18 protein-coding genes are annotated in these 20,631 nt (G+C 43.0%); all 18 read right to left on the bottom strand.

What is annotated here, in order from left to right; genetic code table 11:
* Position 1 precedes the first annotated feature (1 nt).
* Positions 2-610, bottom strand: a complete 609-nt coding sequence (locus tag HZ996_04850) for an SIS domain-containing protein (protein QTN38502.1) — start codon at positions 608-610, stop codon at positions 2-4.
* A gap of 10 nt (positions 611-620) precedes the next feature.
* Complete coding sequence (locus HZ996_04845; GenBank protein ID QTN38501.1) at positions 621-1,625, bottom strand: Gfo/Idh/MocA family oxidoreductase; 1,005 nt, start codon at positions 1,623-1,625, stop codon at positions 621-623.
* 11 nt (positions 1,626-1,636) lie between these two features.
* Complete coding sequence (locus HZ996_04840; GenBank protein QTN38500.1) at positions 1,637-2,566, bottom strand: phosphoglycerate dehydrogenase; 930 nt, start codon at positions 2,564-2,566, stop codon at positions 1,637-1,639.
* 13 nt (positions 2,567-2,579) lie between these two features.
* Entirely contained in the window at positions 2,580-3,668 is a 1,089-nt protein-coding gene (locus tag HZ996_04835) for a hypothetical protein (protein QTN38499.1), read from the bottom strand.
* Entirely contained in the window at positions 3,658-4,836 is a 1,179-nt protein-coding gene (locus tag HZ996_04830) for a hypothetical protein (GenBank protein QTN38498.1), read from the bottom strand. The genes HZ996_04835 and HZ996_04830 overlap by 11 nt, the downstream gene beginning before the upstream one ends.
* The gene (locus HZ996_04825) at positions 4,826-5,896 is read right to left on the bottom strand and encodes a glycosyltransferase family 4 protein (protein ID QTN38497.1); all 1,071 of its coding nucleotides are present in this window, start codon (positions 5,894-5,896) and stop codon (positions 4,826-4,828) included. The genes HZ996_04830 and HZ996_04825 overlap by 11 nt, the downstream gene beginning before the upstream one ends.
* Complete coding sequence (locus tag HZ996_04820; GenBank protein ID QTN38496.1) at positions 5,893-7,341, bottom strand: lipopolysaccharide biosynthesis protein; 1,449 nt, start codon at positions 7,339-7,341, stop codon at positions 5,893-5,895. Before HZ996_04820 ends, HZ996_04825 begins: the two co-directional genes overlap by 4 nt.
* A 1-nt stretch (position 7,342) precedes the next feature.
* Positions 7,343-8,785: a hypothetical protein gene (locus tag HZ996_04815; protein QTN38495.1), complete on the bottom strand. Its 1,443-nt coding sequence runs from the start codon at positions 8,783-8,785 to the stop codon at positions 7,343-7,345.
* Between the two features lie 110 nt (positions 8,786-8,895).
* Entirely contained in the window at positions 8,896-10,002 is a 1,107-nt protein-coding gene (locus HZ996_04810) for a hypothetical protein (protein QTN38494.1), read from the bottom strand.
* On the bottom strand, positions 9,999-10,757 hold the full coding sequence (hisF, locus tag HZ996_04805; GenBank protein ID QTN38493.1) for an imidazole glycerol phosphate synthase subunit HisF: 759 nt from the start codon (positions 10,755-10,757) through the stop codon (positions 9,999-10,001). The genes HZ996_04810 and hisF overlap by 4 nt, the downstream gene beginning before the upstream one ends.
* Positions 10,750-11,385, bottom strand: a complete 636-nt coding sequence (gene hisH, locus HZ996_04800) for an imidazole glycerol phosphate synthase subunit HisH (GenBank protein ID QTN38492.1) — start codon at positions 11,383-11,385, stop codon at positions 10,750-10,752. Before hisH ends, hisF begins: the two co-directional genes overlap by 8 nt.
* Positions 11,386-12,561 carry an N-acetyl sugar amidotransferase gene (locus HZ996_04795; protein ID QTN40002.1) on the bottom strand — a complete coding sequence of 392 codons (1,176 nt, stop codon included), beginning with the start codon at positions 12,559-12,561 and terminating at the stop codon, positions 11,386-11,388.
* On the bottom strand, positions 12,558-13,334 hold the full coding sequence (locus tag HZ996_04790; protein ID QTN38491.1) for a methionyl-tRNA formyltransferase: 777 nt from the start codon (positions 13,332-13,334) through the stop codon (positions 12,558-12,560). The genes HZ996_04795 and HZ996_04790 overlap by 4 nt, the downstream gene beginning before the upstream one ends.
* 1 nt (position 13,335) lies before the next feature.
* Positions 13,336-15,228 carry an asparagine synthase (glutamine-hydrolyzing) gene (gene asnB / locus HZ996_04785; protein ID QTN38490.1) on the bottom strand — a complete coding sequence of 631 codons (1,893 nt, stop codon included), beginning with the start codon at positions 15,226-15,228 and terminating at the stop codon, positions 13,336-13,338.
* 1 nt (position 15,229) lies between these two features.
* Positions 15,230-16,375 (bottom strand): DegT/DnrJ/EryC1/StrS family aminotransferase, encoded by a 1,146-nt coding sequence (locus HZ996_04780; GenBank protein QTN38489.1) that lies wholly within the window; start codon positions 16,373-16,375, stop codon positions 15,230-15,232.
* 4 nt (positions 16,376-16,379) lie between these two features.
* Positions 16,380-17,360, bottom strand: coding sequence for an NAD-dependent epimerase/dehydratase family protein (locus tag HZ996_04775; GenBank protein QTN40001.1), 981 nt, complete (start codon positions 17,358-17,360; stop codon positions 16,380-16,382).
* Positions 17,361-17,374: 14 nt separating this feature from the next.
* Positions 17,375-19,633 carry a polysaccharide biosynthesis tyrosine autokinase gene (locus HZ996_04770; protein ID QTN38488.1) on the bottom strand — a complete coding sequence of 753 codons (2,259 nt, stop codon included), beginning with the start codon at positions 19,631-19,633 and terminating at the stop codon, positions 17,375-17,377.
* A 197-nt stretch (positions 19,634-19,830) separates the two neighbouring features.
* Positions 19,831-20,622, bottom strand: a complete 792-nt coding sequence (locus HZ996_04765) for a polysaccharide biosynthesis/export family protein (GenBank protein ID QTN38487.1) — start codon at positions 20,620-20,622, stop codon at positions 19,831-19,833.
* Between the last annotated feature and the right edge of the window lie 9 nt (positions 20,623-20,631).

Below are 20,631 nucleotides of genomic sequence, written 5' to 3'. Positions count from 1 at the left end.
CTCACGACGGATTCGCAACGGACAAGTACTCCTCGTCCTTTTCAAGGTACGATACCAAGATGTGCATGATCATCGTATGTAAATCTTCGATGGGTCCGTACTCTCCTTTCGGGTTTGGCGTAAAGAGTGAGATGTCGGCTACTTCATTGAGCTTACCTCCTTCAAACCCTACAAAAGCGATGGATGTGCCTCCCAATTCGGATGCATATTTTGCAGCATTCACAACGTTCATGGAATTTCCACTTGCCGATATACAAATGATAACGTCACCCGCATCGAAGTTGTCTTGCATTTGCTCTGTAAAAAGAGCATCATAACTATTGTCGTTTCCAATGGCAGTCATGATTGGAGTGCAGTCGGTAAGTGCCCGAACTCTTGGTCTTCTTTTCGAAAAGTACCGCACAAAATAACCGAAATCTACCTGCATGTGAGAAGCCGTAGCGGCACTTCCCCCATTTCCGCAAAACCATATGGTCTTATCGTTCTTGAAGGCTGTAATAAAGGAAGTTGCGATCTGGTCGAGCACATTTGGATCAACTTCATCGATCAACTTCAACAAGCGGCCTTTATAATCTTCAAAATGATTTTTAATCAATACTTTTCTGTCCATGATTAGTCCTTTAAAATGATTTCTGTTCGTAGCATTTATCCATAACACGCATCAAATCAAGAGCATCTTTACTACTGCCCTTGCTTATCTCGAATCCTTGCTCAATGGCTTCGTAAAAATGCTCCATCTCATAATTCCAGCTGTTGTCAGTATGATAACGGAGTCGCTCTTCATCTTCGAATGTAGCTGCAGGCGCGGCGCTTCTACTCTTCGCTATGGAGAGCTGTTCAGCACCCTCAATGGAGTAGGACATTGATCCGGTAATTAATCCATTCAGAACCATATACCCCTTCTCCAAGAAAATCTCCAACGAAAACAGATGTCGCCATTGTGTCATAGTGCTGTGCAGCGAAGCAACACATCCGGTATCATTATTCTTTAAAATAACGAAAGCATTGTCCTCCACGTCCATTTTCCAATACAAATTGGAGATTTCCGCTTTCACCGTATCAAATTTTCCACCCAAATACAGGAACAAGTCCATCATATGGATTCCTTGATCCATGAGGATGCCTCCTCCCGCTAACTCTTTCTTTGACCTCCATTGCTTGTAGTAATCATCCGTAACGCTCTTTCCATATCGCCCGCGCATCCAAAGTACTGATCCATATTCTCCGGAAGCAATGATCTCCTTGATCTTCATGACACTGTCGTGGTGCCGGTGATTGAACCCATACATCAAACACTTTCCACTTTCTTGCTCTACTGCAATGATTTCTTCCATATCCTTACCTGTGAATGCGGGCGGCTTTTCACAAAAGACATGCTTCCCCGCTCTCAGAGCAGCAATGGTAAGTTCTTTATTCAAAAAATTGGGCGTGCAGATCACTATCGCATCTATATCTTCCCTCGAAACAATTTCATCATGACTCAGATTGGGAAGTCCTTCACCCACCCCATCAACCAAGTTTGGCTCAGAAATGGCTATTACCTCAGATAATCCAGTGGCTTCAGATGCCTGATGACGCAATTGCCCCATTTTTCCATATCCTATGATACCGACTCGAATTTTCATTTTTCCTTCAATCATTTCGTTTCTTCAAGTGCATCCATCAGGTTCTTCACCGCGTCAACCTCCATGGCTAGTTTACCTTCCTTTGCATAAGACCCTAAATGGGGTGTCAATACCACATTTTCCAATTTTGTAAATGGCCCTGAATACGGCTCCTCACTAAATACATCCAAAGCGGCCTTGGCCGTTTCATTTTTTTTGAGAAAGTCAAACAAGGCAGCTTCATCCACAACGCCTCCCCGGGAAAGATTTATTAAAACGGCATTGTGTTTGACCAAATTTAATTCAGCCCTTCCAATAACAGCCCCATCGAAACTACCGCCGGGAACATGAATAGAGATTAAATCGGAATTCTTGAGAACCTCCTCAAAGCTTTTTGACAAGACTCCGTTCTCCGACATCCACTTTTCATCAGGATAGAGGTCATAGGCGCTCACCCGACAACCCAGAGCCTGATATTTCATAGCTGTGGCTTTGCCAATTCGACCCAACCCAAGAATTCCAACCTCTTTGTCTTCAATCAGATTTCCGATCGACTTTTTCCACACCCCTTCTCGGATAGACCTATCGGAGTACCCTATGTTTCTAAGTAGGTTCATGGCCAGTGCAATGGAAAGCTCGGCAACGGCCTTCGTTGGGCCAAAAGGAGTGTTTTTTATTATAACACCCCGCTCCTGGGCATAATCCAGGTCAATGCTATCCATTCCAACTCCAACACGGCTAATGCATTTCAAATTGGGCAATGAATCCAGGACCGATTTATCATAGGTCTCGACACCTGCCACGACACCCGCAGCATCTTTGGCTAGCTCAATGGTCTCCTCGGGTGTTAGCTTACGCCCGAAAGGGTTTGGAATTATTTCGTAGCCGTTTTTAAGTAGCAAATCCATAGGCTGGCTTCCGCACTGGCCTATAGAGGAGGGCGACAACAATACTTTTGTCATTTTTTAATGGTTTCTAGGGTTTTCTTTTGATGAAGACATAGTGCTCCCGGAATGGGCCCAAGGGAATATGCGTAAAAATAGACAATTTTACCATGTCGGGGCCGCGCTCCGACGTTGTATAAAAATTACCTAACCCTTGAGTTTCCGTTACATCAATTCCCAATTCGTCTTCTACTCTAATGAAATCTTCAAGGGATTGATGTTGACAATATTTCGAGATTAATTTACCCTCAAGGGTCTTTTCTTCTTCTAGCGTTCTGGAGAATAAGTCGGTAAAATTCACTCTCTTAAAATCATTCACGGTACTGTCTATCCCAGCATTGACTATTTTTTCTCCAACTCCATTGATACCGGATAAATAAGCGAGGTGGTTCCTAATATTATCAATGACATATTGTTCGGGCTGATGATACCTTTTTTTCTTTCCAAAGTAACGAGGGTCGAAATGGTTTGGATCATCGTCTTTATTCGATTCTATATCCGTTTGATTCCTATTCAGTTTTTTTGAGGATTTGTGAACCACAAAACTCATATCCACTCCGATAAAGTAGATTTCGTCAAAACCCAAGTACTCCAGTACCTGAAAGCCTTCATAGATCACCGATCCCCCCAAATAAACTTCGGGCATTTCTCGAGAAAACCCTAGCCCATGCACCTGCTTGAGCCAATAAGCATCTCCTCTATTGTCGACTTTCGAGTAAAATTCCGCTCCCCGAAAATGAATGTCAGGGAAGAAACTATAGTCGTAACGTTCAATTAGATCATTGAGCTGCCCTAAAAGATCTTGAAGTACCAGATTATCCGTGGACATATAAAATGTAGGAGTCCATGGAATCCGTTCTTCCATATTGTAGAAATGGTTAAAACACATGACGTATTCGCCCTCCAAGTAATGCAGAGGAGTTTTATTCAGGCTAGGCCCATTGCCTAATAAAAAGACACGTTTGCCCTTAAATGCACCTTTGAGGTTTGCCCAGTTTTCAAAGCGGTCATCCTTTGGTTGAAGGGCGCGTTTTGCTTTGTACAATAGCCGCTTTCTTGCTTTATCCAAAACGGCATCCATTCCCTCGTGCCTTATCGTTCTCAGGACTTTATCGATCATGCGGATGATTTTTCAGTTGCTTGAACCTCGAATGCGCATTCGATAATCCAATTAAAATAAGTACCCCCCAGAATAAATAACTCACGATAAAAGCCAAGCTAAACTGAATCGCAGCATGCAATCCTATTTCGAAACGGTTAAATTTCGAATCCAACGACAACCTGAAAAGCAGGTTCAGGTATAGCAATAGGCCCAAAACTCCAACCGACAAGCCTACAACTGCAAAGGCATTGAAGATCTGCCCCCTTGAATATCCAATGAGCGGGTTTCCCTTGAATCGCTCAATGAGCCATTTGTCGTAATGTGAATATCCCTCACCTAAGAAAAACTGCTTCACCCCACCCTCATTAAGGTAATTGAACATAACAAAGATACTGTTGGCCCGTACTCCTTCGCTACCTTCAAAAGAAGAGCTGCTGATGCTTGAAAAAGTCTCTGTTATCCGATTAATGATAAGGTCGAATCCGGCTGGCAAAAACAACAGTATGGCCACAAAGAGCAAAACATATCGAAAACCAATTCTACCGTTTGAATATGCCCAATGGGCGAAAATGAACCCCGAAATTACCACAGCCGTAAGGGAAACAGTGGCCAGGATCACACCAAAGATTACCCATAAATACCGAGAAGGGGCTTTACTTTTAAGCCCTATATACAAGAGCGTGCAAAGGTAGATGCCGTAGTACGACGGCTCGGTAAAGGTCGATTTAACTCGGTAGTAGCCGAAATAACTCGACAAGGGCGAATTCGTGGCTTTTCGGAAAAAGGGCACATAGGCCTCCAGGGGTTCCAACCCTAAAAAGGTTACACCGAGATCATAAGCCACGATCGGAAGTGTCAGAATAAACCCATATCTCAAGTATTTTTCAAACCCAACTAAATCGCGCTCTTCGTATTCAAAGACCAAGGGCAACGCCATAGCCGTGAGCATCCCCAAAGAATAAATGAAGCCGATATCGTGATACAGAATAGTTGAAACAAAACAGAAACCGATGAAAACGAACAAGGGCACGGCGATATTGGTCTTCATTTTCCGATTTGGAATAGAATAAAGCACCAACGTCAATACCACTATGGTCGGAATAGTAAGGGAAAAACCAAGTACATCAACTCCATATACGTTGATCCCAAAAGTGAGGAGGTAAAGCTTCAGTAAATTATTGATCATTTGCCACCGATTTTGGAACCAGCATCTTTACCAGCCGATCTAAGCTTTCCTCGTGATAAAACAAACGCACCTTTTCAGCTAAAAAAGACTGTTCCGCGTAAAGTTGATCCGGCGCAGCTTCGCGCAGTTCAACAAATCGCACAACGGCTCGCTCAAGATCTTCAGAATCCTTCAGCGTAAATAAGTGATTCGAGTTCTCTAAAAGAGCCACATTTTCAGGTATTCGCGAAGCAATCACAGGCGTATGAAGTGCCATGGCCTCAAGGATCACATTCGCAGCTCCTTCGCGTTCCGTTGGATGAATAAGTGCGTCACACCGTTGAATGAGCTCATGAACATCTTCTTTGCTCAATCGACCCAAAAACTCAATGTTGTCATGAGCCGCTGAACGGAGCTCTTTCATATACCCATCATCCTCTACTTCGCCGACAATCTGAATCTTGTAACCCCGATCTTCAAGCCTATTAAAAGCCTCAACAGCAACGTCAATATTCTTTCGCCGCTTGATATTCGCTACTAATAAAAATGTTTTTTCCAGTCTTGGTGCCTCAACGGCACGATGAATATCTACCGAATTATTCACGTATTCCGCCTCAATGTTCAGCGCGTTCAACAAGGAGTACTGAGGTAGGTTATTCGTAAGCACAAGGTCATAATGTTGGAGCAACCACCTTCGTAGAGGTGAGAGAACGTTCGGATAGAAAATGCGAATGGACAACACCGTATTCAGGCCCTTAGGTGCAAGCCAACCCAAAAAATAATTCTGCGGAAACGAAATAACGGTATCGAATCCGCCCTTCTTGAGCTCCAATAACAACCTTCGATTATATCCTGCAAAACGAAGCAACCTTTTCGTGCCGAAGGCACAAGGAACCAAGCCCAATCCACGAACCGGCAAACCATCGATCTCTGTTTCGCCTTTCGGGTTGGCGATGGCCACGATCTTTGCCGACACCCCCAATTCGATGAGCCGGCGAGCTAAGTGCGCAGCCTGAACTTCAGCACCTCCGTACGGAAAGCGGGTAACCAGCAGTGCTATGGATTGCTGAGAGCTTGTCATTTGGCTTTTGAAATTAGTCTTCGATTCAAAATGGCATCGCGTATCTCCTTTCTGGTTTGGCTGTTCAAGTAGGTAAAATACAACACGAAAGAGATCACCAGAACATACATCAACAAGCTAAAGGTTTTTGCCTGATTGGACCAATGCGCATTGAGGACCCAATAAAAAACGAACATATGGAATATGGACAGTACGTAGCCAGAGGCCACTTTAGCATATTTAAAAGGAAGCTTCCTGTTGTATTGGGCCGTAATGAAGATCAAAAGCGACTGGAGCAGGCTGCTTATAAAGTAGGCGACCGCGGCAGTAAGGACGCCGTAGGTTTCCAAAAAGTACCACAACAGGACTACCGTCATTATTGTCGAGACGGAACTTCCTATGAGGTTGTATGCCGTTTTTTTGCTCCAATTATTTCCTATGGCCAGTATATTCATTCCACCATCCCAAAAATACCCGCCAATGACCAGGGGCACCAGCGCAATGGACACCAAATATTCCGGACCTCCAAAAAAATACACAAGAGGAATAGTGAGCGCACTCAAGCCCAGCCATACCGAACCGCCAATGAAGTAATACACATCGAAGGCCGCAACGAAATTCTTCTCTGTATTCTCCATTTCGAACCACCGAAATGCAAGGGGGTTCCAAGCCATGCGGAACGCCGTGACGAATACTAAAAATATGGCCGCTACTTTAGCAGCTAAGCCAAAATAGGCCAAAGCAGATACAGACAGTATTGAAAGAATAAAGTACCGGCTGATGTATCTGTTGGACCAATTACTCAGTACGGCAGGCAATATGGGATAGGCATATTTTCGAATTTCTTTGAAGAGGCCCAACGAAAAGCTTCCCTTCCAACGAGAAAGTTGAGTCCAGCTGTACACCCCAACGATAAATCTGACGGTAAACAACGCCCAAAAAATGACCAAAGCCTCCTTCTTCAATAAAAATAAGAACAGAATTCCCAGAAAGGCCGACATCCAAGTAAGCCCAATAGAAACGTAAATGTAGGCTCTCGGCTTTCGCTCCATTCGAAGGTGAGCCAAATACAATTGGGTTAAAATTGCGAAAGGCACACTGAGAAGAATAGGTCTTAAATGAGCCCAATTAACTTGATCAAATGGGATACCCTTCCACACCAATAAACCGGTCAGCCCAAGCAATAAAAGTGATGATTGCAATAACACGGCACCGCCGACCGTATAAACGAGATTACCGAGTGTCTCGCTCTTCTTATGGTCTAAATAAAACCGCATAAAAGCACTGACCAGTTGAGCCTCACAGATCAGAATTAAAATACTGGTCGTTATGGTTCCAAAATCCAGGATACCGAATTCGGATTTATCCAACATTCGGGTATAAATTGGAGTAAGGAAAATACCCGTGAATTTGCTTAGTGCCCCCCCCACGCCATAAATGAGTCCTTCTTTGAGGAATTTTGCCACACTATTCCTTTTTCAGTGAGTATACCACAAATTCAGGATTCTCGTGAGCAACAGCATAACCCAGCCCGGTAAAATCGTAGTCTTGAATGTCTTTTCTATGATATCGCTTGGAGACGACCATATAATCCAAGTCGTATTGATCAACTAGTTCATGGATGTCTTCCTTGGGATAATCATACTTTGCCAAATCATTCCGCATGTATTTGAATCCATCTATCTCATTGGAGATGAACATATGGTATAGTTTTATACCGGAGTCGTACGTGTGAAACCCCAAGTAATACCCGTACTTCAGTGGTATTGTCAATACGTTGATCGCCTTATGGCCATTTCTTAAAAATGCGATACAATCGTCGAGATGATCATTTTTTACCAAGGGATCAAGACCTTTCTTAATGACCCCCTTAAGCCTGTAAATTAAAAACACCAATACTATCGAAGCCTGAACCAATACCAGAATAGCCAATATTACTTCACTCATACCCCATGAAATAATCAGCGTTACTCCGATTGACGAGAGGTATGCTGCCCCGTATTCAAAGTATCTTTCAGCTTCACCAAACAGCAGAAACGGCCGCAAGGTGGTGAGGAAGAAAATAATTAAAGTCGACGCCACGATTGCGAAACTCCATAGCATGTCGGTTTTTGTCTGATGGAGATCAAATCCGTTCAAATAGGCCCAAAGCAAAAACCAAATCCAAGGTGTTGATATAAGCAGAACCGTATAGCTGTTCTTCTTAAGGACGATTTCTAAAAACCTCAAAGGTTTTGTCACTAAATAATGGGGCAACTTGAAGAAATCCGAAATCCTATTTTTATCCGAAGCCGTTGTTCCCGAATAACTTTTTGCATACCACCAATAGTGATTGATCTTATGTATCAATACTTTTTTTGTCCCCAAAAATGGATCGAACCAAGCCGCGATAAATACAAAAAGTAGAACAAGCAACGCATTTGGTGCGCCGAGCAGTACTGAAACCGAAATACTTAAAAAAACTAAATTTTGCATCGCAAAAGCCGAAGCCGAAATAGAAAGGACTCCAAGAACTACAGCGGGAATTATAAAAGCATAATTTGATTCAAGTACAATTGGCTTTAGACAAGACAGGTACATAAGAATCAGCAGTAGACCAAGGGTTCTGGCCTTGACCCCTGTTAAGCGCGCTGTAATGCTGAATAGAATAGGAGAGGATCCAAAAACTAAAGCAATCCAAAAGGAAGGTGAAAAATGCCATTGCTCAGCATGAATATCTCCAAATATGACATAGATGAGAATTACACTAAGAATATCGTAGATGATATTGAGTGCATTTCCAAAAATGGCCCACCACTTTTCCGGTAACCAACTTACAATGAAGTACTGGAGTCGAGGGGCTCCCATAAACCCGTTCTGCAAACTATCGGAGGGAAAAAAGTTAGGTTTCAACCTGTATCCCTTTTGCATTCTGATGCGATGAAATGTAGCCCACTCATCGGAGTCATTGGTCGCGAGAAACGGTATTCGCAAGATCAAGTTAAAGAAAAGGAGAAGTATGACCTCCATATAAAGCTTCGTTATTTCGAGGTTCTCGTCCCGTGAAAATAAATCTCAGGCACCGAGCCATCGATGACGTTTTTAAGCTTGGCATTCAAGTCAGTGTAATAATCCTCCAAGGGTTCTCTTAGGTCACCCAGTAAATCCCAATCCGTGTATTTTTCTTTATCGAAAACATTTTTAACCTGGTATCTCCATGAATTTTCCAGATCCGTCCTTTCCTTATCAGATAAATTTGGGTAATTCGGTGACCTTACTTCTTCGTTATCTCTCAAAAACTGTGGTCCCCAATACTTATCCTTGTCCAATACTGAAAGTTCAATGTTTCCAGCCGGAATGCTGTTTTTTCCATGAAAGAAAATTGGTCTGTGGATCATCCCGGCCTTATCGGAATGTCTGAGTTCTTTATATCGTTCAATAGACCTTTCTATGGACGCCGCCGAATACCCTCTATTCGGGATTCCGGAAATAGGTTTCGGCTCCACGGCACCGCTTCCAATGAAATCTAAAATTCGTTCTATGACAGCAGTTCGGTCGCGCTTGAAATCTTCGAAAAAATATACGAATACGTTCTCTCTATCAAATGTCTGGTATAGCTCGGATAACATCTTCTCATAATCCAGTCGAAGCGCATCTAATTGAGCAAATCCGAGATTATTGCGTGGTGAAACATCTCGCAAGAACTCATCGGATTCAGAGTCGTAGGCTAAAAATTTTTCTATTGGTTGATAATGGTGCTCGTGAACAGATTCTCTGTAACAAGAAATGAGCCAATTGGGCTGAAACCTGAGGCTTACAATAATCTTGCATTCGCCAAAGACGTCTTTCAATCCTTTCACGTTCTCCTTCCAGTTACGATATGCTGAGAAAAGATCTCCGCACATTATTTCTTTGGATATGAGCTTCTTACGATTATCCTTCTTTAGTTCCTCACGTTCGCGTATTATGGCCTTCAATACCAAAGGGCGGTCCGAAGCCTCCGCTTTGATGTAGTCCATCGCATATTGAGTGAAAGGCTCAGGGTTGTAGTTGAAGCCTTCGACATCTAGCTTAGGAAATAGGTGATGTTGTAGATACTTCGTTCCAGTTTTATGCAATCCAATATGGACAATCGTCTCTTCTTTCATCTCAACAGATTATACAATTTTTGTCGGTCCGGAAAGCTCACGAGAACTCCCATGCCTTTACTTTGGTACACAACCATACTCCCTACTCCAAGGGCTGAGGCGCCAGCATCCATTCCTTCTTTTAAATCTGACGTGGTTCCAGCACCGCCACAAGCAACCAGAGGCACCTCGAGTTCACTTGAAATGGCTTTGATCGTGTCGAGGTCAAAACCCAACCAACTGCCATCTCTATCAATAGAATTCAAAAGTATCTCCCCAACTCCGTGTTCAACTAATCTGGAAATGTGCTCCTGCAGACTGCCTTTCTGTCTTTTCGATCCACCGTGAGAATAAACCTTTGGAATTCCGCGAAAGCTCATTTTATAGTCTACAGATCCAATAACACTCTGACTTCCATAGTGCTCACTCAACGCAGTAATAAGCTCGGGGTTATAATACCCGGCACTATTAATAATTATTTTCTCGAACCCTATTTGAAACAGGGTTCTCGCCTGTTCAATATTTGTTATTCCGCCACCATACGAGAGGGGAATAAAGCATTCGCTCGCCAGTTCTTCGAGAAGATTGAAATTGGGTTCTATCTTTTTTCTACTCTGATTTATACCCAAAATTGCGATTTCATCAACTTCGAGCTCATTGAATATCCTGACCGTATTGACGGCGTCACCGATATATCCGGGTTTTTTAAACTTCTTTGTTTTGACTAGGCTTTCACCCGAAAGCAACAAAGTCGGAATAACTCGAGTCCTAAGCACCTTCGTATTCTATAAAATTTCTCAAGAACTGCATACCGAACTTATGGCTCTTTTCTGGGTGGAATTGCGCTCCCAAAACATGTCCTCGCTTTAAAGCTGAATTGAACTCATGACCATATTCCGTCTTAAAGGCAACATCCTCGTCATTGGATAATTCAACGTGATAGCTGTGTACAAAATAAAAGCGCGGATTTTCCTCTTCAAGAGTGAGTTCGTTCAATCCCTTAAAAAGTTGCGTTCCTCCGTAATCCGAAACTTCATTCCAGCCCATATGGGGAATTTTCAGTGAGTTATCTTGGAACTTAAACCGGCGCACATAGCCCTTGATGAACCCCAAACCCTCGAGGTTCCCTTCTTCGGATCCTTCGACAAGCAATTGCATACCTAAGCATATCCCTAAAATCGGAGTATTTTGAGTTACAACGCTTTCCAAGAGCGCTTCTCGAAGGCCGGATTCATTGATTCTTTTCATGGCTGAATCAAAGGCCCCAACGCCCGGCAACAAAATCTTTGATGCTCGAAGCACCACATCTGGGTCTGATTCAATGGTTACCGGAGTCTTCAATCTCTTGAACATATTTCGAAGAGAGCCCAAATTTCCCATTCCATAATCAACGATAGTGATCATCTAATCAACTTTTGCTGGGAAACAATATTTTAAATAAAAGCTCATTGGAACTAAATTGCTATGAGCCAAAACCTTAAATAATGGCCTTAACCGCTCAAAGCGCTTTTTATACGTTGGGAATTCATTCCAGCTTCTCGGTGGACGCGACATAATTTCATCGAATTCAGTTTCCGATAACTTTAGTCGTTTTCTAAAGTACTCAAGCAGCTCTTCTTCCATGTGAGGCTCGCTGTTATACTCCTCCCAGGCCTCGCTTCGTGTTTTCAAGCCCATTCGAACCTCCGCAGACAAGGTATTATTCCTCATGTCCGTGTTGAATTTATTCGGCAAATAGTAGCTATGAAAAAATGCCGTCATCCTGTTCTCTAAATGGTGTCCGCCGTAGTACTCCCAGTTAAATTCTTTCGAGAGAAACTCTTTGGCCTCGCTCTTTGAATAATCCATATACCAATAAGGCCTGATTTTTTTTATCCGTTTGAAAACAGTCCAGTAAAGAAACCTCCAAAAGGTCATTAAGGGATAGGTCTTCATTGGTAGGCTACCGTATTTCTTATGGATGGACTTAATGTACTTTCCGTCAAAGTAATTTCTACCTACAGGCGTAATCCCCTCCGTTACAAAGGAATGTCCCTCTAAAACGTACTTGACTTTGTATTTGGAAGCGGCTCGATACAACGTCTCAGCCAATGCTAAATCCGTCGAAGCCTCTATTTCAGCAACACTTGCTTTAAAGAAAGATTTGAATATATCGTCCGACTCTTTATTGTCTACAACTAAGGTAAAAAGGTCAATATTGAGAGCGCTTGTCACCTTCCTTATGTTCTCAGTTGCGATTGCCGAATTCCATGTATTGTCGTAATGTACTGCCAAAGGCCTCAACCCTTTTTGAACGGCCCAGTAGAGCATATAGCTACTATCCGTTCCCCCACTCACACCGACCATACAGTCGTATTTTTTACCTTTTCCGTCTTTCTTGATCTCGCTGATTATATCTTCTAGGGCTTTTTTACCTTTTTCTTGCCCTGTCCCGAACTGCTCCTTTAAATCATCTACCTGCTTACAATAATTGCATACCCCATCTTCGTCAAACTCAATTCCATTAACTCGCTCATCGTATATACAACGAGAGCAAATCTGAAGGTTCGATTTATTGATGTCGCCTTGCCTTTCAATCATATTTCTTCTATTGTAGCCTTCCAAATAGTTATTTTCTTGCCCTTTATCGTAGTCCATGCCCCTGGGTAGGGTTCAGATTGAGCCCTTATAAAGTCATAAATCTCCTTGGCACTCTGATCCCAATCAATCTCTCCATCCTTTGGACTTCTTTGGGGGTAAATTTCGATCTTGTCTTCATCCTGCGGTACGAAATTCACTGATTCAGCATTCAATACTTGCGTGAGTGTTTCTTTTGAAGCCTGAGTGGCCTTTTCGTACACATCCTTGATGTAATCGTGCTCTTCTATTACTATTCGTTTCTGAGCTATAATATCCCCATTGTCCACTCCGTCTTTAAAACGAAAAAGAGTAACTCCTGTCTCGTGTTGCCCTTCAATCATAGCCCATACCAATGGCGCTCCACCTGCATATTTTGGAAGCAGTGAGGCGTGAATCCCCCATGCTCCAAGCCTTGCTACTGACCTCAAGGATTTATTCACCATGTAATACCAGCCCATGACGAGCATGACGTCGGGGTTCAATTTCTTGAGTGAATCCGCATAATCCGACATCCTACACCCACTTTGAGAATTCACAAGAAAATATGGAACACCTAATTGTTCTGAGTACGGCCTTAGATCTGCATAGTTATAGTTGACTACCTCTTCTGAACTGTAGCTAATCTTAAAGCTTTTGGGTATGGAGCATATTCCAACTATTTCAGCTCCAATTTCAATCAAATGCTGAAGTATCGCTTCACTAAATTGCGTACAACCCAAGAATACTATTCTCATCTTACTCTGGATTTTGCCCGTCTAAAAAAATACGACACCACCACTCAAAACTCATAAACGACCAAATCAACAACCTATGGTTGATTCGTTCATTCATGTGCTCGTCAACAATACCCTTTACATAATCAGGATTGATGAATTCGGCAGACGATGATCTCCCACTGAGCAAGAGCTCCTTAACGTAGTCAGCGTTTTCGCCTCTGTACCAACTTTCATCCGGGGCAGAAAAGCCTTGTTTCTTTCTGTTGATAATCTCCTCAGGTATAAAATCCATCATAGCTTTGCGCAATACGTTTTTACCGTCCGAGAATTCACGATATGCTCTTTTCTTCATGGCCGTATTCTCATCAATGCGACCAATCTCTCTCTCAAGATTACCTAACTTATGCCTAACGGGTATCTTTTGTGCAAAGTCAACAAGGTCATTATCCATAAAAGGAAAGCGCTCCTCCAATCCATTCGACATGGATAACTTATCCCCAACCGAGAATAGCCCAGGCAAAAAAGTCTTAATCTCAAAATAAAGTGAATTCTGAATGTGCTCCTCGGGTCGATCAAATTTCATGTGGTCATTGAACTTGAATACTCTTTCGAATATCCTACGAGGTTGAGATAAGTCAACTTGGTTCAACACACTGGTTTGAAACATCTTGTTTTTTTGATCATCGGGCACCAATCGTTGCCAAAAACTATAGTATTGATCAATGAAGTGTTCCTGATTCAAAGAATCGAATACTCTATAATACCTCCATGGATAGCCCCCGTACAACTCATCTCCGCCCGTACCTTGCAGGCACACCTTTACGAACTTGGAGGCCAACCTCGAAATGTAGTAGTTGGGGTACGACATACCCACTCGAAGGTCTTCCAAGTGATGAACAACTTTTGGAAGTGACCAGCTCAAGTCGCCAGCATTAATGACTTGTTCGTAATGCTCGGTGCGGAAAAAGTTGGCCATTAGTTCGGCATCGCGCCGTTCGTCAAAATTCGCTTCAACACCGGTAACCCCGCTCATGTCGAATCCACATGTAAAAGTTGAGAGTCTTGGTACGTGTTGAGAAGCGATCGAAGTAATAGAGCCCGAATCCATTCCGCCCGACAAGTAACTACCAACAGGCACATCGGCAATCATTTGCCGCGCTACTGCTTGCTTAAAGAGTCGTTCGGTTTCTTCTTTGGCCTCTTCGAATGTCATTTTTTCATCCGGATCGGTGAAGTCATAGTCCCACCAAGAGTGATGTTTAATTTCTCTTGTGGTAGAATCTACACGCACCGTATTTGCCGGAGGAAGTGAGTGTACATCCTTAAAAAAACTGTTAAACGTAAAGAGGTTTTGAAACGTAAAGTACTCATTTAGAGCCTCCAGATTTATCTCCTTTTTGAACTTCTTATATGGAAAGAATGCTTTTATTTCTGATCCGAAGAGTAAAGTTTCTCCATTGAACCAATAGTACAGAGGCTTAATTCCGAAACGATCCCTTGATAGATAAATGCAGCGCTCTTCTTCATTCCAAGCGCCGACAGCAAACATTCCATTGATCTTTTCAAAAAAATCGGCTCCGTAATGTGAAAGTCCTTCGACTAAAACTTCCGTATCGGACTGGGAAATAAATACGTGCCCCTTGGAGTGAAGGTCCTTCTTGAGTTCTAAATAGTTATATATACATCCATTAAACACTACGGACCATTTCCCACATTTGGATGACATGGGTTGCGCACCTTTTTCTGAAACGTCGAGTATCGCTAACCGCCTATGCCCTAGGCCAATTGAGCCCTTGATATAGATCCCCTCTCCGTCAGGGCCACGGTGTGCAACTTGACGCACCATCTGCTGGACCTCTTGTCGGAAAACAGGTTCACCATTAAGTTGAAATATACCGACGATACCGCACATTCTACAAACTCTTCAAGTGATGTACTACATACCTGAAATCTTCTTCTTCCATTCTGTTGTGCAACGGAATGGCCATCGAATGGTCATTTGCCCTTTGGGCCATGGGGAAATCTTTAGGCGAAATATTGAACCTTTCGGCATAGTAGTTCAACATATGAACTGCATGGGTTCCTGGCCTTGTCGAAATTCCAGCATCCTGCAGTTTTTCCATGATCTCATTCCGCGTATACGGTGATTTAGACTCATCGACATATGTAACATAGCTCTGCCAGCCGTGTTTGTACCCTTCATTAACTTGCGGAAGTGTCAACCAATCGATTCCAGATAACTCCCTTTGATAGTACTCGGCCCATTGCTGTCGTTCGCCGATGAACCGATCCAGTTTCTTTATTTGAACAATACCAACTGCACCTTGGAGGTCTGTCATGCGGTAGTTGTAGCCCATCATATCGAAGTCGGGAAGAATATAGGGCTTAGGGCCGTGATGACGCTGTTCTTCAGAGACACTTGCACCGTGGTTTCGCAAACAAGAAATTTGCTCTGCTAAGGCTTTATCGTTTGTCGTTACCATACCTCCTTCTCCTGTGGTAACAGATTTTCTGGGATGGAAAGAAAAACAACCAATACTGCCCAAAGCACCAGCTGGAGTTCCTTTGTACTCGGCCCCCGCGGCGCACGCAGCATCTTCTACAATCGGAATACCCGGCGCAGCCTTTGAAATGGCGTCCATATCAGCGCACAGGCCGAAAAGGTGGACGGCGATTATTGCTTTTGTCTTATCCGTTATTTTCGACTTTATCTTACTTGGATCAATATTGAAGGTATTGAGGTCAATATCAACAAATACCGGAGTGGCGCCTTGGTACAAGACAACATTAGCAGAGGACACCCATGTAAATGCTGGAACAATGACTTCATCCCCAGGGCCAATACCTAAAGCTGCCATACCCAAGTGTAGCGCAGTCGTAGCACTGGTGACCGCGATGGCGTGCTCCACGTTGTGTCGTTCAGCGAACAACCCTTCGAACTCCCTAACTTTTGGACCTGATGTAATCCACCCTGACATCAAGGGCTCTCTGGTGGCCATCCACTCCTCTTCACCTGTAACAGGCAACGAAATAGGAATATTTCTCTTTTGATCTATCATTCAATTATTTATTGTCGATTCCGGCATCGATCCTCCAATCAATAAGTTTCTGAAGTCCTTGCCTCAGATCGTATTTAAACTCAAACCCGATTTCCGCCTTTGCCTTCTGTTTCGAGCCTATTCGGTTTTGAACGAATTGACGAGCATCATCGGCTGCATACGGTTTATAGCTCACTTCTAAATTCGAATTTTTCAGCTCTAAAATTGTTTCACACAGCTCTCTTATCGAAGTCTGTACTTCGGTTCCAACATTATAGAACCCCATAGATGTATCACTTTCCAGGGCAGCCACATTAGCTCTTGCCACATCCTCCACGTAGATGAAGTCGTAGGCCTGACTCCCATCTCCATTGATCGTTGGAGCCTCATTCGCTTCTATTTTGTTAAGCATAATGGGAACGACCCCACTGTAAACAGCGTGCTGATCTTGGCCCGGTCCGTACACATTCATGTAGCGCAGGCCAATTATATCCAAGCCGTACCTATCATTGAAAGCCGTACACATCGCCTCGCCCGCGATTTTAGTTGAGCCGTAAAAGTTGGTGTTATTGAATGGGTGGTCTTCGGTCATAGGCACCTCAACAGCATCACCATATACCGAAGCAGAAGAACTGTAGATTAATTTCTTCACTTTGTGTTTGACACATGCCTCAAGAACATTGAATGTACCGGCTATATTCACGTCAAAAGCCGTACGTGGGTAGTCTTTACAGTGAAGAAGCCACATAGCGGCTAAGTGAAATACATAGTCAACACCATCCATGGCTGTATCCAGTATATCAGTCTCGCGAAGGTCTCCACCAAACTCATAGATTCGACAACGATCGTCCGCAAGTGAGGACGCAATATTCTCCATTTTACCCCGAGCGAAATTATCATAAATGATAACCTCCTTTACGGGATACTTCAGCAGTTCTTTGACTACAAACCCACCAATAAACCCAGCGCCACCTATAACGAGTACGCGCGCATCCTGCAATTTCATTTTATCAGCCATTTCTATTTTCTAGTTCGATTGAAGATTCCTTTTGCTTGACCTTTTTCATCGTCGTAGTACCCATAACCATAACCATAGCCGTAACCATAGCCGTAGCCATAACCGTAGCCATAGCCGTAGCCGTAGCCGTAGCCATAACTCTTCTTTTGACTAAAATCATTAAGCACTGCGTGAAGGTTCTGAATAACCCCTTGTTGAACTAATTGATTAGGGTAATTCAAAAGCCCAAGCTCCGAGTAATTTTGTCGACATATATATAGGTTTACATCAGCCAACTTGCTCACTTCAATAGCGTCCGTAACAAGACCTAAGGGCGGGCAATCCAAAACAATGATGTCGTACTTTTCTCTGGCTTCTCTGATAACAGTTTCGAAATCAGTTGTCATTAGTAACTCAGAGGGGTTCGGAGGAATAGGGCCCGCAGTAAGAATATCGAGACATTCGAATTTGCTTTTTTGGATGCAAGATTTCCAGTTCTCGTCCCCGGCTAATGCGGTCGTCAGGCCAACAGTATTAGCTAACTCAAAATCGTCGTAGATCCTCGGCTTCCTCAGGTCCACGCCCATTAACAGTGTTTCTTTGCCCGACTGTGCATAGGAGCCGGCCAAGTTCATCGAACAAAACGTCTTCCCTTCTCCACCTATGCTTGAGGTCACCATAATCACCTTTCCGTCTGGCCTTTTTGGTAGAAGAAAATGAACGTTCGACCTGAGTTTCCGTATACTTTCAGATGCCCCGCTTTTTGGACTTTCATAGATGGCCAAGTTTCCACTTTTCTCATAGCTTCCTAACACTCCAGCGAAGCCAAAGGATACCATCTCTCTAATCTGTTCTACTGTATGGATTTTTACATCAAAGTAATTCCGCAGATATACAAAAGCTAAAGGAAGTAGGAATCCAAAAATTAATGCGAAGAAATAGTTTCTGTATTCTTTTGGCTTAATATATTCATCTTCAGTTCTCGCAAAGTCTAGAACCTCATTTTCGCTTGTATTGGCCGCCTGAGCAATTCCGGCCTCAGCTCTCTTTTGAAGTAAGAAGTTATAGAGCTTTTCACTGACCATGAACCGCCTCTCTATATTCATTAACGCCCTCTTTGTACTCGGGTATTTTTGAATGGCCTTTTCTAACTCCTTCATCCGAGATTTTAAGTCTTTAACTCGGAGTTCTGTACTCTTTATCAGATTTGAAACATTTTCATCCAAACTGATTCGAACCGTCGAAATTCTCCTATCCAGCTCCTTAACCTTTGGATTCTCCGATGTAGCATATAGGGTAAGGGCGCTTCTTTCATACAATAGTTGATTCAATTGATCTATGAGCTCAACTAAAAGCGCGTCTTGTATTCCAACCGCACTAGGGGCTATAACTTCGGTTTCTTCTTCCTCGCGCAGCGACTTTTGTAAATACCTGAAATACTCCAAGCTCAGCTCTTGAAAGTTCTTGTCCGTTTCTAATTTATTGTATTGCTCAAGGAAAGCCTGACCCTCACTATCGAGGTCAATAATCTGCATGTCGGATTGATAATCTTCTAACGCACCCTCGGTTACTGCAAGAGTATCGGAGATTCTACCCAGCTGATCATCAATAAACTCCAACGTCCTGAGAGTCCGCTCGTTTTTTTTCTCGACTCCCATTTTGAAATACTCTTCGATAAGTGCATCTAAATAAACCTCGTTCTTGTAGGAAGTCGGCCCTTCCAGTATTAGGTTTATTCCGGATGCCCCTTCCGCCGTGGGCTCAACAATTAGCCGTTTTTGATAAGCCAGAGCAAGGATCTCAGGGTTCCTAAAAACAACATTATACTTTTCTCCCTCAATCTGCTGCTTAGCAAAGTACGGTGACTTTACCAGTCTGAATCTATAATTTTTAGATTCTATCCACTGACCAAACTCAACTTCCTGTCTCAGGAATGGCACCGGAGATAAGTCCATGAAATCGTCACTGGCGTACGAATACGGTTGGCCAGAAATTACTTGTTCTATAACTGCTTTGGATCCTCCAACAATTTCAAGGGAGAACTCGGCACCTACCAACTGGACATGACCGGTATCCACTTCAACGTTAAACGGCATTTCTTCATGGTACACCTCCGAGGTTCTTAGACGCCCAATAGCATGTATTTCCACTCCAAAATCCAATACGCTGATGGTGCGTTTAGCCAATCGAAAAGACTTGAGTTTGATCACCTCATTTTCATAGGACAACCTAGGATTATAGTAGCCAATCGCCGTCATCACGTTAGACATGGTCATGTCCATATCATTGGATTTATCCTCACCAATCAACACGATCGCTTGAGTTCGAAAGATTCGATCAGAGTATCGATTAATCAAAAACGCCCCAATCAAACACAAGAGAATTGAAAACAATATGGGCAGTTTGAAATGCCACAGCTGACCTAAAATTGTTCTAAAATCAGTCGTTGCCCCCCCTGTATCGTTTGAATTAGATTGCATTAAATATTATTAAAGTAGGATATAATCAATAGTACATTGGCAATTGCCGACAGTGATAATGCAATGGAGTTGAAACCCGTAGTACCGATTCCATAGCTCTTCACCTTCAATGGCTTCACATTGATAATATCATTGGGATGAATAAAGAAGTATGGACTCTCTATTACATTTTGATCGGTAAGGTCTATTTCGTTGATCGAAACCCCATTTGGGCCGCTTCTAATAATTTGTACCTCCTTCCTGTTTGCAGTAAACTGTGCGTCTCCCGCAAGTGCCAAGGCTTCAAAAATAGTCGCCTGGTCTTGATAGATTAAATATTTTCCTGGTCTTGAAATGTCGCCTACTACTGAAAACCTGATTCCAGATAGCTGGACAGAAACAAAAACGTCATTAAAATAAGACTTCAGCCCTTCTCGGACCCTGGCCTCCACTGTTTCGATATCACTTCCAGCTACTTTTATTTTTCCTAATACCGGGATCTCGATATCACCTGCATTATCTACCGTATACCCATTCAAGTAGAACATCAAATCCCCTCCATTAACTCCATTTATTCGCTGGCTTTCTGACAAGGTATTGAACAGGTCGTTGGATTCGGTATCCAAAGACCTAATTCTAATCGAAATAATGTCATTTTCTTGAATCAGATAATCTGTTGGTTTTGCACCATAATAGTCCTTCGTTTCACCTCCTTCTTCCTGCAAGTAGGTGAGCTTTTTGTTCCCAATGCAACCCGTGAGTAGCGATGATATCATCAGCAACCAAAAAACTCTATACCAGTTCCTTTCCATATCGCTGTC

The organism is Cryomorphaceae bacterium, assembly GCA_017798125.1.
Lineage (GTDB): Bacteria > Bacteroidota > Bacteroidia > Flavobacteriales > ECT2AJA-044 > ECT2AJA-044.
The sequence above is the reverse complement of the archived record's forward strand: the minus strand, read 5'-3'. Positions and strand labels throughout refer to the sequence as shown.

Coding starts and splice junctions, on each gene's coding strand:
- HZ996_04835 (QTN38499.1), bottom strand. CDS start 3,668: ATGATCGATAAAGTCCTGAGAACGATAAGGCACGAGGGAATGGATGCC.
- HZ996_04775 (QTN40001.1), bottom strand. CDS start 17,360: ATGAAATTGCAGGATGCGCGCGTACTCGTTATAGGTGGCGCTGGGTTT.
- HZ996_04845 (QTN38501.1), bottom strand. CDS start 1,625: ATGAAAATTCGAGTCGGTATCATAGGATATGGAAAAATGGGGCAATTG.
- HZ996_04815 (QTN38495.1), bottom strand. CDS start 8,785: ATGCAAAAGGGATACAGGTTGAAACCTAACTTTTTTCCCTCCGATAGT.
- HZ996_04830 (QTN38498.1), bottom strand. CDS start 4,836: ATGATCAATAATTTACTGAAGCTTTACCTCCTCACTTTTGGGATCAAC.
- HZ996_04810 (QTN38494.1), bottom strand. CDS start 10,002: ATGAAAGAAGAGACGATTGTCCATATTGGATTGCATAAAACTGGAACG.
- asnB (QTN38490.1), bottom strand. CDS start 15,228: ATGTGCGGTATCGTCGGTATATTTCAACTTAATGGTGAACCTGTTTTC.
- HZ996_04780 (QTN38489.1), bottom strand. CDS start 16,375: ATGATAGATCAAAAGAGAAATATTCCTATTTCGTTGCCTGTTACAGGT.
- HZ996_04770 (QTN38488.1), bottom strand. CDS start 19,633: ATGGACATGACCATGTCTAACGTGATGACGGCGATTGGCTACTATAAT.
- HZ996_04850 (QTN38502.1), bottom strand. CDS start 610: ATGGACAGAAAAGTATTGATTAAAAATCATTTTGAAGATTATAAAGGC.
- HZ996_04790 (QTN38491.1), bottom strand. CDS start 13,334: ATGAGAATAGTATTCTTGGGTTGTACGCAATTTAGTGAAGCGATACTT.
- HZ996_04765 (QTN38487.1), bottom strand. CDS start 20,622: ATGGAAAGGAACTGGTATAGAGTTTTTTGGTTGCTGATGATATCATCG.
- HZ996_04840 (QTN38500.1), bottom strand. CDS start 2,566: ATGACAAAAGTATTGTTGTCGCCCTCCTCTATAGGCCAGTGCGGAAGC.
- HZ996_04795 (QTN40002.1), bottom strand. CDS start 12,561: ATGATTGAAAGGCAAGGCGACATCAATAAATCGAACCTTCAGATTTGC.
- HZ996_04825 (QTN38497.1), bottom strand. CDS start 5,896: ATGACAAGCTCTCAGCAATCCATAGCACTGCTGGTTACCCGCTTTCCG.
- hisH (QTN38492.1), bottom strand. CDS start 11,385: ATGATCACTATCGTTGATTATGGAATGGGAAATTTGGGCTCTCTTCGA.